At 43.8% G+C, this 13,481-nt stretch carries 7 protein-coding genes; all 7 read left to right on the top strand.

What is annotated here, in order from left to right:
- The first annotated feature begins 29 nt into the window (after positions 1-29).
- Positions 30-809, top strand: a complete 780-nt coding sequence (locus AC08OG_RS08540) for a TatD family hydrolase (protein ID WP_292357715.1) — start codon at positions 30-32, stop codon at positions 807-809.
- Entirely contained in the window at positions 809-1,444 is a 636-nt protein-coding gene (locus AC08OG_RS08535; protein WP_292357169.1) for an arylesterase, read from the top strand. The genes AC08OG_RS08540 and AC08OG_RS08535 overlap by 1 nt, the downstream gene beginning before the upstream one ends.
- Positions 1,445-1,604: 160 nt before the next feature.
- Positions 1,605-3,479 carry a methyl-accepting chemotaxis protein gene (locus tag AC08OG_RS08530; protein WP_482929302.1) on the top strand — a complete coding sequence of 625 codons (1,875 nt, stop codon included), beginning with the start codon at positions 1,605-1,607 and terminating at the stop codon, positions 3,477-3,479.
- A gap of 81 nt (positions 3,480-3,560) precedes the next feature.
- Entirely contained in the window at positions 3,561-7,457 is a 3,897-nt protein-coding gene (locus tag AC08OG_RS08525; RefSeq protein ID WP_482929301.1) for a PAS domain-containing protein, read from the top strand.
- 57 nt (positions 7,458-7,514) lie between these two features.
- Entirely contained in the window at positions 7,515-9,650 is a 2,136-nt protein-coding gene (locus tag AC08OG_RS08520) for an EAL domain-containing protein (RefSeq protein ID WP_482929300.1), read from the top strand.
- Between the two features lie 283 nt (positions 9,651-9,933).
- The gene (locus AC08OG_RS08515; protein ID WP_292748579.1) at positions 9,934-11,733 is read left to right on the top strand and encodes an assimilatory sulfite reductase (NADPH) flavoprotein subunit; all 1,800 of its coding nucleotides are present in this window, start codon (positions 9,934-9,936) and stop codon (positions 11,731-11,733) included.
- The gene (locus AC08OG_RS08510) at positions 11,733-13,433 is read left to right on the top strand and encodes an NADPH-dependent assimilatory sulfite reductase hemoprotein subunit (RefSeq protein ID WP_482929299.1); all 1,701 of its coding nucleotides are present in this window, start codon (positions 11,733-11,735) and stop codon (positions 13,431-13,433) included. Before AC08OG_RS08515 ends, AC08OG_RS08510 begins: the two co-directional genes overlap by 1 nt.
- Positions 13,434-13,481 lie beyond the last annotated feature (48 nt).

Genomic DNA, 13,481 nt, shown 5'->3' with positions numbered 1-13,481 from the left:
TGCTCATGCCGTCAGCAACCGGGTTATTTATGTATATTGATTCACACTGCCATCTGAATTTACTGGCTGACCAACCTGGCGGTATTGCCGCAATGGTTGCCGAGGCCAGGGAAAACCAAATTGAACATATCCTTTGTATTGCCATTGATAACGACAGTATTGCTGAAGTTCGTCAACTTGCTGAGCAGTATCCACAGCTCACAGCCAGTGTAGGAATTCACCCCAATGTGGATCAAGCTGGCACACTCAGCACGGAACAATTGATTGAACTGGCTAACCATCCAAAAGTAATAGCTATTGGCGAAACCGGTTTGGATTATTTTCGTAGCGAAGGTGATTTGGGCTGGCAACGGGATCGTTTCAGTTACCATATTGAAGCCGCCCGACAGACTAAAAAACCATTGATCATTCATACCCGTGAAGCACGTGAAGATACCATGACAATGCTGGAAAATGAGAATGCCAAAGATGCAGGCGGCATTATTCATTGTTTTACCGAAAACTGGGAAACGGCAAAACGTGCTTTGGATATTGGTTTTTATATCTCGTTATCCGGTATCGTGACATTTAAAAGTGCCCGTGAGTTACAGGAGGTTGCTCAAAAACTGCCTCTGGATCGTATTCTGATTGAAACCGATGCTCCTTATCTGGCTCCGGTTCCTCATCGTGGTAAAACCAATCAGCCAGCATATGTTAAACATGTCGCCGCTTTCCTGGCTGAATTAAGGGGTGAGTCAATAGAAGAGATTGCTGCAGTGACCACCGAAAATTTTTACCGTTTGTTTCCCTCTGCCAGACTGGCTGCTTGATGAATAGAAATTTCGTCGCTGCGTTTAAATATTTTTTAATTGTTTGTATTGGAATTTCTACACTTTCAGGTTGTGATCAGCCTTCTGCCAAACTAAAACCGCTTAGCCAGGATGGCGTGATCCTAGCTTTTGGTGACAGTCTGACCTTTGGAACCGGTGCTGCGCCAGAACAGAGTTATCCCGCCTTGCTTGCTGAAATGACTAACCGCAAAGTGATCAATGCAGGTGTACCCGGTGAAGTCAGCAGTGATGGTAAAAAGCGTTTAGCAAAACTTCTTGAAGAAACCAAACCTGATCTGGTTGTGTTGTGCCATGGTGGTAATGATCTATTGCGTAAGCAGAGTCGAACGCAACTACAAGCAAACCTTCAAACGATGGTGGATGAGATAATCGCTTCAGGTTCGCAGGTAATATTAATTGCCGTACCTGCGTTGGGTCTCAATTTAGCACCATTACCACTTTATCTTGATATTGCTGAATCAAAAGGTATACCCGTCGAGCCGACTATTCTCAGTGAGGTGTTAATTGATTCATCATTAAAGGCTGATCATGTGCACCCGAATGCGCTTGGCTATCAACAATTCGCGCAATCAATACATCGTTTACTCATTGATTCTGGTGCAATTAGTCGCTAGGGTCTGTTGATCTTTCAAAGCCACAACAGAGGCGGCTATGAATGTTCAACAGACACTGATTCAATTGGCTGCTTTATTTAATGTGATTTTTTAAAGTTTTACCATGGGAAGACGATACAGGAATTATTAGGAAATAATCCCGTCAGCCCCTGGAGCCAGCATGTTGAAGTCATTATCCGTCAAAGCAAAAATGTTGCTTTTAAGTAGCCTTATGGTTGTCGGGATTATCATCCTGGCAGTAATACTTAGCCTTGGCATGCATTCACTTGTACAAATTGGACAGTCAGCCGCATTGAGTCTTCAGGCTGAAACCACAATGCGAAACTTACGAATAAATGAAAAAGACTTCCTGGAACGACGGGATCTGAAATATCAAACTGTTTTTAATGACAATATCAGCTTATTAACACAGCAACTCTCTCAGTTGAATGCTGAACTGCAATCTGAAAATATTCAGATTAAACAGATTCCACAACTGCTTACCTTAATCGAACAATATCATACGGCATTTAACGAGATAGTCGCTTTACGGCAGACTATCGGACTCAGTCATAAAGATGGACTTTACGGCAATCTCCGTAGCTCAGTTCAGGAAGCTGAAAAGATGCTTGGCAATTTTCAAAATGATGCTTTATTGAAAGATATGCTGATGTTACGCCGTAATGAAAAAGATTTTATGTTGCGTAGAGATGTGAGCTACTTCGAAACCTTTAATAATAACCTCAGCGTTTTTTATCAAAATTTGCAGCAAAGCTATTTAAGTGACTTTGAGCAACGGCAGATATCAGATTTGATGATGAAGTACAGCGATGACTTTACTCAGCTGGTCAATGCTGAACAACAATTTGGTTTTAACGAAGATTTAGGTCGGATGGGTGAAATGCGATCGATTGTCTATCAAATACAGGACTTACTTCATACCACATCGGAACAAATAACTGATGAAGTTCTGGCACACGAAAGATCCATTTTTATTACGGCTATTATTTCAATTGTGTTGATTTTAGCCATCTTGGTTCTATTATCCAGATTCATCAGTCGTAGTGTAGTGAATCCCATCAATTTGCTGGCTGAAGTGATGAAACGGGCACAACAAAATAAAGATCTCACAGAGCGCGCAGATATAGAGGGTAAAGATGAAATAGTGCAGATGGCACATGTTTTTAATCAGATGATGGGCGTTTTCAGTAACCTGATTCAAGAAGTCTTTGATTCGTCCAGACAGCTCAACGTGGCTGCTGAAGAGTTAACCGTCATTACCGGGCAAACAAGTCGTGGTGTAATGAGCCAGCAAAGCGATAGTGAACAGGTTGCCACAGCAATGAATGAAATGGCGGCCACAGTCCAGGAAGTGGCACGTTATGCTTCGCAGGCTGCTGATGCTTCGCGTACAGCAGATAACGAAACCAAAGCCGGAAAACAAGTGGTGATGGATGCAATTGACGGAATCAAGCAACTGGCGAAACAGGTGGAAATGGGGGCAGTATCGATCAAGGATTTACAAAAAGAAAGCGAAAATATTGGTAGTGTACTTACTGTCATTCAAGGGATTGCCGAACAAACCAATTTATTGGCTTTAAATGCCGCGATTGAAGCCGCCAGAGCTGGTGAGTCAGGTAGAGGTTTTGCTGTGGTGGCCGATGAAGTCAGAACACTCGCTAAACGTAGCCACGACTCAACAGAAGAAATTAAAAAAATAATCGAACGACTGCAAAAAGAAGCCGAAAAATCGGTTCAGGTAATGGATGAAGAGCTTGAGCAGGCTAACCGTAGTGTTGAAAAAGCAGAGAAAGCGGGCCAATCTTTGGATGTTATAGCCGAATCAGTTGCCTCGATTCGTGATATGAATACCCATATTGCCAGTGCGGCAGAGGAACAGTCAGCCGTTGCTGAAGAGATAAACCGAAATATTGTCAGTATCGCTCAAGTGGCTGAGGAAAATGCTGAAAGTACCAATCAAACCACGTTAACCAGTCAGGAATTGGCCAGACTGGCGAATGGACTGGAAACACAAATCAGTCAGTTCAAAATTTAATATTTCACTAGCCGGTTAGGCCAACTCTGGTATATCTTGGTAAACAGAGTTGGCCTTAACTATTAGAAGTGGGTAAAAAAATTGAGTAATAACTCTGGGGCTCATGATTATCTGTTAACCGTGCTAATGAACCAGCACAACCAAGCTGTCTTTATTTTTCGCGAGAACTTACTGTTAACTGCAAACTCAGAGGCTTTGCGGTTAATCGAAGCTTCTGATGAAAACGATATTATTGGCTTGCCATTTGAAGCATTTTTTGCTGAAGAACTAGATAGAAATACATTCAATCCACGATCTCCATTTCATTCCCCATTAACCCTTATTGGTAGAAGCGAGGCTCAGCGCTACCCAGCAACATTAGTTTTGGATGATGATGACAACAAATTGCTGGTTATCTTATCCAGCGAAATTCTTCCAGGTCCGGTACAACAATGGATGGCTACAGACCTCGGTGCTTCTCCAACGCTTATAGGTCACTGGGTCTATACCCCTGAAACATCAAATTTGTGGTGGGGGGAACAGACATTTGAAATATTTGCAAAATCATTAGAAGAGTTTTCTCCCACACTGGGAGGTCACTTACAGCAGGTACATCCGGATGATAAAGCTGACGTTACACGGGCTTTCAATCGTGCGATTGAACAGCAGGACAGTCTTGATGTGTGTCACCGGATATTAACGGCTGATAATGAATTAAGGTTTATCCGACAACGTGCCACCTGGCAGCCTGATAAAAATGAATTATTTGGCACAGTGCTGGATTTGACAGATATTCGTCAACATATGGGTCATATAGATCATATGTTACGTTTGATGGATGAAAGTCAACGTATAGGTCATATGGGAAGTTGGGAAATCAACTTGCTCAATGACAAAGTAACCTGGTCTGAACAGACGGCTGAACTCTTTGGCATAACGCTTGAAGAATTTGATGGAACAATAGAGAGTTTTCAGCAATTTATTCTGCCAGAAGATATAAAAACTCTGGAATCAGCACGGGCAAAACCCAGTAACAGCGGTATAGTAGAGGCTGAATATCGAATTACCCGTAAAGACGACGCAAGCATTCGCTGGTTATTTGAATGTGGCAAATCAGTATTTAATGCCAGTGGTCAGGAAGTTCGTCGTTTAGGCATGATTATCGATATCACTGAACGTAAACGCCTGGAGATGATACAAAAACTGGAATCCAGCATGGTTGAAGCCGTGGCTTCCTCTCTGGATTTACAACAGATTATGGAGCAAATTGTACTGGGGATCGAAGAAATTCTGCCCAATACCATCGCTTCCATTTTACTGATTGATGAAGAGGGTAAACGCCTGCTGCATGGTTCTGCACCCAATTTACCGGTCAGTTATAACGATGCCATTCATGGCGAGCCTATAGGCCCGCTTGCGGGCTCATGTGGAACAGCAGCATTTCTTAAAAGGCCAGTCATTGTATGTGATATTGAAAATGATCCTCTGTGGGAAAATTATCGCAACTTTGCATTGGCTTATGATTTAAGGGCTTGCTGGTCTCATCCTATATTTGATGAAAAACTTAACGTTATCGCGACTTTTGCCATTTATCACAACACGGTAAAAACCCCGGAACCCGAGCAGCTTGATACTATCGAGCGTATATCAAAAATTATTTCTATTGCCATTGCCAAGCACCGCAATGAAGAACGAATTCGTCGTAGCGAAAGCCGGTTTCGTCAAGCATTTCAGGATGCAGCTACCGGTGTGGCCATTGCCTCAACAGACGGCCGTTTTCTGGAATGCAATCAAGCTTATTGTGAAATGCTGGGGTATTCAGCTGAAGAACTGACGCAACTGGATTTTCATCAGCTTACCCATCCTGATGATAAAGAACAGAACCAGCAGGAAATCAGCGATATTCTGCTTGGTATCCTTGATAGCCGTATTCTGGAAAAACGCTACATCCATAAAACCGGCGAAACGGTCTGGGCAAGATTAAGTATCACCTTGCAACGTGATGACAGTGGCAATCCGTTGCATCTTATTGCCATCACCGAAAATATTACCAATACCAAGCTTGCCGAGGCGCAGCGTTCTGAGGCCGAACGATCATTAATGCAGTTATTGCGAAATCTGCCAGGGGTTGCTTATCGTAGTCTATGTGATGAGCAATGGACTATGCTCTATGTAAGCGAAGCATTCGAACGTTTAACCGGCTATAACGCTGAAGATGTTATCGGCAACCAGAGGATTGAATTTGCCAGCCTTATCCATCCAGATGATCGCGAGAAGATGTATGTTGAAACAATAAAAGCAATTGAGCAAAACCAGCCGTTTCAGGTCGAGTATCGAATAATTCATAAAGATAGTGGTATCCGCTGGTTTTGGGAGCAAGGTAGCGGTGTAAGAGATAAAGATGGCAACATAGTAGCGATTGAAGGCTACATGACCGATATTACGCTGCAAAAAGAAGCAGACGCCAATATTAGGGAGAGTGAGCAACGCTTTCAATTATTATCCAAAGCAACCAACGATGCGATCTGGGACTGGGATCTCCTGACAAACGAACTTTGGTGGAGCGATAGTTTTGCAACCTTGTTTGGCATTGATACCCAATCAAAAAAACCTTCTATTAAAGGCTGGGAAAAACGCATTCATCCTGATGAGCGTAATCGAGTCCTAAACAACCTTAAGCGAGCAATTGAAACCCAACAGCAGAGCTGGTCAGAGAACTATAAGTTTCAACGTCAGGATGGGGACTATGCAGATGTTATTGACCGGGGTTATGTTATTTACAATAGCGCTAACGAAGCAATCCGAATGGTTGGCGGTATTACGGATATAACCGATCGTCTTGAAATAGAAGAAAAATTACGACAATCCCAACGATTGGAAGCCGTTGGCCAGTTAACCGGTGGCGTCGCTCATGACTTTAATAACTTGTTGACAGTCATTGTCGGCAATGCCGAAATTATTACTGAGTCACTTGCCAGCGATTCCAAACTACGCGGCCTTTCTGAAATGATCCAGGAGGCAGCAGACCGCGGAGCAGAATTAATTCGCAGTTTGCTGGCCTTTTCCAGAAAGCAGGCACTGGATCCAAAACATATTGATGCCAATCAATTATTAAATAATTTTCAGGGGTTACTAAGCCGATCAATTGGCGAGGCGATTCAGCTTGAGCTGGCGTTGGAACCAGATCTCTGGTTGGCGCAGGTAGATCCGGGACAATTGGAAAATGCGCTGTTGAATCTGGCCATCAATGCGCGTGATGCGATGCCATCAGGTGGCAGGTTATTAATTGAAACCCTCAATGTTTCACTCTCCGAAGACTATGGTTCACAACACGATGTTACCCCGGGTGATTATGTCATCATTGGGGTGTCAGATACCGGGGTAGGTATTGCTCCAGAGAATCTGGATAAAGTGTTTGAACCGTTCTACACCACAAAAAGCAAAGATAAGGGTACGGGTCTTGGTTTGGCGATGGTCTATGGATTTGCCCGACAGAGTTATGGTCACATAAACGTTTATTCGGAAGTCGGTCAGGGAACGACCATCAGACTGTATTTACCCCGCTCACCTGAGGAGGTTGCGACGGCAGAAAACGCTTCTGTACTGCATATTCAACCGCAAATCGGCAATGAAAGCATACTTGTTGTTGAAGATGATGAATTGGTTCGCAATTATGTTATTTCGCAATTAGAGTTTATGGGATATAAGGTAATAAGTGCATCAAATGGAAGCGAAGCAATGGAAATCATTCAAAGTGATGCAGATATTGACTTATTATTCACCGATGTGGTGATGCCAGGCGGTATGAGTGGAAGAGAGCTGTCTGATAAGGCGCAGCGAATCCGACCACAATTAAAAGTTTTGTTCACTTCAGGATATACCGAGAACTCTATCGTCCATCATGGTCGGTTGGACCCTGGAGTCATGTTACTGAGTAAACCATATAGTCGAGATGAACTTACCACGAAAATCCGAAAGTCTTTGCAGAACGAGTCATAAATGTCAAAGTGTCTACAGAGTTTATTTTTATTGGATAACCAAGAGTAATCTGGGGCGATGACCGAATTAAAAGTACTCATTCTGGATGACAACAATCTCACTGCAAGAGCAATTGCTAATGTCGCTGAATTTATCGGTCTGTCAGCCAAAATAACCTCTGACTTTCAAAGTTTTCTGGAGATCATCAATGACTGGAGCCCACAATATCTGATTATTGATTTGATTATGCCGGATATGGATGGGGTGGAAGTACTTGGCGAATTGGGCCGTATGCAAATCGATGCTCAGTTAATCATCACAAGTGGCGCCGGGCAGCAACTATTACATGCTGCAGCACGTTCGGCCGGTGCGCATGGTCTTAATGTTCTGGGGATTCTTCCCAAGCCCTTTAATCCCAAAGCTTTCCGGGATTTGATTAAAGCTGAATCCATCAACACAGCTGACAACACCTTTGGTCAGCAACTCCGCGCTGAAAACCAGACCAATACCCTTACCGTCAATGAGCTGGAACAAGCGATTAACGCGCATGACATTTATCTGGTATATCAACCAAAAGTATCCTGTGTCAGTGGCACGCTAACTGGCCTTGAAGCGCTTGCACGCTGGCAGCACGCAGAAAAGGGCTTCATTTCACCGGAAAAATTTATTCCCTTAGCCGAACAGAATGATCTTATCGACAAATTAACCTTACAGGTATTTGAACAGGCATTACCTTTTCTAAATCAGCTTCAGGAAGCCGATCCGTCGCTAAAAGTCCAGAACAGGGGCTTATTGCTTTCGGTCAATATTTCTGCGGCATCACTCAGTAACCTCGAGCTATTCAAACAAATTGAAATGCTTTGTGAAGCCCATAATATCAAACCGGATCAACTGATCCTGGATTTGACGGAAACAGCCGCAATGGATGACCCTGTGATATCTCTGGATATTCTGACCAGACTGCGACTGCGAGGATTTCGTTTATCCATAGATGATTTTGGGACCGGTTTTTCGTCGATGTTGGCCTTGGTTCGTATGCCGTTTTCAGAAGTCAAAGTGGATAAAACCTTTGTCATGACTTCTGCGGATTCACGCGAATCAAGACTGGTTATTAAGGCGATTATTGAACTTGCCCACAGTCTGAACATGCAGGTGGCTGCAGAAGGAATTGAAGATAATGCTGCACTGGAGCTGCTACGTAAAATGGGCTGTGATCAGGCTCAAGGATATTTTATTGGTCGTCCCATGTTACCTGAGGCTTTTATTGACTGGTCGAAAAACACGTCAGAACATATTGATTTACAAAGACTTAAACGCCTACATGGTCTGGGACTTCTGGATAGTGAACCGGAACATCGCTATGACCGGTTAACCAAACTTTGTACACGTTTATTTGATGTGGAGATTAGCCTGATTTCGCTGATAGACGAAGATCGACAATGGATAAAATCGTCACAGGGATTCAGTCAACGGCAAACCGAACGTTCAGTGGCATTTTGTAATCAGACGATTGCTCAGGAAGATATTTTTGTTATTTCCGATACGCTGAATGATAAACACTATGCAGAAAACATCATGGTTACGTCAGCACCCCACATAAGGTTTTATGCTGGTTGTCCAATTCGGGCAAGATCGGGGGAGAAGTTGGGGGCTTTATGTTTAAAACACTCTATTCCCAGAACTTTTACAGATAAAGATAAACAATTATTAAAACAACTGACCGAAATGGTCGAAGAAGAAATCGACTATAACCCACTGTTAGATGAAGATAAGTTGACCGGCTTACTGAATCGTGAGGCTTTCGAACGCAGAGCACAAAAATTACTGAATATTTTTGTACCGTACCAAGCCAGTATTACCATGTATTACTTTGATGTGAATAATTACAAGCGCATCTCCCATGCTCACGGGATTTCTGCAGGTGATGAAGCCCTTATTCATTTTTCCCGAATATTGACAGAAATCTTTACCGATACAGAGTTAATATCTCGACTGGTCGATGACGAGTTTGTCGTTTTGAGTGTATGTGAGCAATCAGAAAACAAACTGGAACAACTGGCTGACGCAGTAAAAAACTATAATGCTAATGTCAGCCCACATCTAAATGTAGAATATACTGTTGGTACGGCTTCCAGTCGCTCGATGGACAACATCGATTTGCAATCTCTATATATGTACGCAGATACCGATCTATACGAGCATAAAAGTCACTAGGGCTTGTTGATCTTTCATAGCCGTCTCTGAAAGTTCAACACAGCTTAAAGCGGTTGAAATATAAAGCGATGGACCAATATTAAAGGTAGTTCATTAATTTTTACTACTTCACACCAAAACATTCACAATATTTTGCATTAATTCTTCTAACATAATGATTGTTAGAATCGAAGTATATTTATTTTAATTATATGGAAATCCAAACATATAGTTTCTATTTATATATAGTTTTTGTTATTTTGTGCAGACTCAAAGCTCAACTTTTAAGAGATAAGCCAACAACATGAATATCAGGTTGCCCAACGCTCCATTAACCGATGAACAATTGCAACAGCTTAATAATTTACTGCAAGGCCTGGAAGGCTGGCAGGTAGATTGGCTGTCAGGCTATTTGTCAGGTTATCGTGCGGCTCAGGGTGGAACAGCTGCTACGGAAGCTGCACCTTCTCTGCCGGACCAAACGATCAAACTGACCGTGCTTTATGGTTCACAAACCGGTAATACCGAAACGGTTGCCGGCCAACTAGCTGAGAAAGCAAAATCCAGTGGTATTGAAGTCAAATTATGGGATATGGCGGAATACAAACCACGAGAACTGAAGAACGAGCAATATCTGGCAGTCTTAACTTCGACACATGGTGAGGGTGAGCCGCCTGATAACGCAATGGATTTATATGAGTTTCTGGGAAGCCGTAAAGCACCTGGTTTAAAGGGTTTGAAATACAGTGTGCTGTCACTGGGTGATTCCAGCTATGAATATTTCTGCCAGACCGGCAAAGACTTTGATGAACGTCTGCAAAAACTTGGTGCAACCACAGTAATTCCTCGAGTTGATTGTGATGTGGATTATGATGATTTGGCGGAAAAATGGATCGCTGAATTTGTTGAGTCACTGACCAGCTCCATGCAGGCCAGTGCCGCACCACCGTCAGCCTCTGCTGCAATGAGTCAGCTTGAAACCTCCGTTCAATATGATCGCAAACATCCATTTTCTGCACCTTTGCTGGAAAACCAGATCCTCAGTGGTCGCGGTTCCAGCAAGGAAGTGCGGCATATTGAAATTTCACTTGAAGGTTCGGGATTGCACTACCAGCCGGGTGATGCATTAGGTGTATATCCACAGAATGATCCCGTTTTGGTCTCCATGCTGATTGATGCGCTGGGATTCGATGCTGATACTCCAGTAGAGCTTGAAGAACAAACCGAAACTTTAACCAATGCATTGATGCATCATCGTGAAATTACCGTGCTGACCCGCCCATTGGTCGAAAAATGGGCTGAATTGGCGCAATCCGATGAACTGAATAAGCTGATGGAAAGCAAAGCTGCTGTCACTGAATGGATCCGAGGCCGTGATGTTCTGGATTTAGTTCAAAGCTATCCATTAGCCGATATAGATGCCAACGGTTTTATCAAGTTGCTGCGTAAATTGCCGCCACGATTGTATTCGATTGCATCCAGTCAGGCCGCAGTTGATGAAGAAGTACATATCACCGTGGCAACGGTTCGGTATAACGCCCATAACCGTGAACGGGGCGGTGTAGCCTCAACCTGGTTAGCCGATCGCTTGGCCGAAGATGCCACTATTCCGGTGTACATCGATCCCAATAAAAACTTCAAATTGCCTGCCGATGACGATGCGCCAATTATTATGATTGGTCCTGGCACCGGCGTGGCCCCATTCAGAAGCTTTATGCAGGAGCGTGAAGAGCGAGGAGCTCGGGGACGTAACTGGCTGTTCTTTGGTGATCAGCATTTCCTGACTGATTTTCTCTATCAGACCGAGTGGCTGGCCTGGCGTAAATCTGGATTATTAACCCATCTGGATGTGGCATTTTCTCGTGATCAGACCGAGAAAATCTACGTACAGCACCGTATTCGTGAAAAATCCATTGAAATATGGAACTGGTTGCAGGAAGGAGCCTATCTATATGTATGTGGTGATGCGGACAATATGGCACCGGATGTTAATGAAGCCCTGATTGATATTATCAGTCAGCAAGGCAATAAAAGCCGCGAAGATGCCACTGAATATCTGCGTCAGCTGACGCGTGATAAACGCTACCAACGTGATGTGTACTAATGAATACAAAATTACCTGAAGCCGAACAACTCAAACTCGACAGTCGTTACCTGCGTGGCACCATTGCCGAAGGGCTTGAAGATGCCGTTACCGGTGCGATCTCGGAAGATGACAACAAACTGACCAAATTCCATGGCAGCTATATGCAGGATCATCGCGATCTGCGTGATGAACGCCGTCGTCAAAAGCTGGAACCGTTATATTCATTTATGGTTCGACTGCGTATTGCCGGTGGAGTGGTGACTCCACAGCAATGGCTTGGACTCGATGCGATAGCTGATGATTGCGCCAATGGCACGTTACGTATTACTACCCGGCAGACGTTTCAATATCACGAGGTTTTGAAAAAAGATCTGCGTTCATTAATGCAGCAAGTTAATGCATTAGGGTTGGATACAAAAGGCGCATGCGGTGATGTGAATCGAAATGTGGTGACAAATGTCAATCCGCATCAGTCTTCGGTGCATGCCGAAGTTCATCAGATTTCACAAGCTATAAGTGATCATTTGTGCTGGCAGTCGGGTGCCTATGCCGAGATCTGGCTGGGCGAAAAATGTGTCTATCAACCGGGTAAATCTGAAGAACCGTTTTATGGGGATCGCTATTTACCACGTAAATTTAAAATCGGTATCGCCATTCCACCTGAAAACGACAGTGATGTACTGGCCAATGATATTGCGTTAATTGCCATTATTGAAAACGACGAATTAGTTGGATTCAATGTTGCCGTCGGTGGCGGTATGGGCATGACGTATGGTGAAACGGCAACTTTCCCACGCTTAGCCACCATGGCCGGTTTTGTGCCAAAAGACCAGATTGTCAAAGCCTGCGAAACCATTGCTGCCATTCAACGTGACTTTGGTGATCGCAGTGTTCGGGCGCATGCTCGTTTTAAATACACCATTGATGATCATGGTATTGACTGGTTTAACGAAAAATTTACCGAATACCATGGTGAGGCGATGACGTCTGCCAGACCCTTTGAGTTATTATGCAATGGTGATCGATTTGGCTGGATCCAGGGTGAAGATGGTCAATGGCACTTGACCTTATATATTTACAGTGGGCGGGTTAAGGATACTGAAACACTGCAATTACGTACCGCACTTCGGGAAATCGCCAAAGTCCATACTGGCGAATTTCGCATGACCTGTAATCAGAACCTGATTATTGCCAATATCAGCCCTGAACAAAAACCGGTTATTGAAGCATTGGTTGAGCAGTACCAACTGGATATCGGTGAACGCCGTCCGGCCTTGCGTTTAAATGCGATGGCCTGTGTAGCATTGCCTACTTGTGCTTTGGCGATGGCTGAATCAGAACGTTATTTACCCACGTTTCTCAGTAAGCTGGAACAAATAATGAGTGATGTGGGCCTCCCGGAAGAGCTGATTAATATCCGCATCACCGGCTGTCCGAATGGCTGTGCCAGACCTTACCTGGGTGAAATTGCGTTAACCGGTAAAGCGATCGGACGCTATAACCTGAATCTGGGGGCTGATTTCAGTGGTCAGCGACTAAACCGTCTGTATCTTGAAAATGTGGACGAAGCCACCATCCTGAATACGCTAAAACCAATGATTGAACAGTTTGCTGCTGAACGTGAGAAAGACGAGCATTTTGGCGACTTTCTGATCCGTGTCGGTATCCTCGGCGCCGAACGCACACCAGAAATGATGCATAAGCCTTTGAAAGATTGACATAAAACACAGAGACACAGAGGTTTAAAAGAAATCTATCCGCAGATT

The organism is Methylophaga sp. F7 (genome assembly GCF_056863975.1).
Note: the sequence above shows the minus strand (reverse complement) of the source record. Positions and strands in the feature narration are given on the sequence as shown.

Excerpts from the sequence above, each read along its gene's own strand:
- AC08OG_RS08510 (WP_482929299.1), top strand. The coding sequence starts at position 11,733 with ATGAATACAAAATTACCTGAAGCCGAACAACTCAAACTCGACAGTCGT.
- AC08OG_RS08520 (WP_482929300.1), top strand. The coding sequence starts at position 7,515 with ATGACCGAATTAAAAGTACTCATTCTGGATGACAACAATCTCACTGCA.
- AC08OG_RS08530 (WP_482929302.1), top strand. The coding sequence starts at position 1,605 with ATGTTGAAGTCATTATCCGTCAAAGCAAAAATGTTGCTTTTAAGTAGC.
- AC08OG_RS08540 (WP_292357715.1), top strand. The coding sequence starts at position 30 with ATGTATATTGATTCACACTGCCATCTGAATTTACTGGCTGACCAACCT.
- AC08OG_RS08535 (WP_292357169.1), top strand. The coding sequence starts at position 809 with ATGAATAGAAATTTCGTCGCTGCGTTTAAATATTTTTTAATTGTTTGT.
- AC08OG_RS08515 (WP_292748579.1), top strand. The coding sequence starts at position 9,934 with ATGAATATCAGGTTGCCCAACGCTCCATTAACCGATGAACAATTGCAA.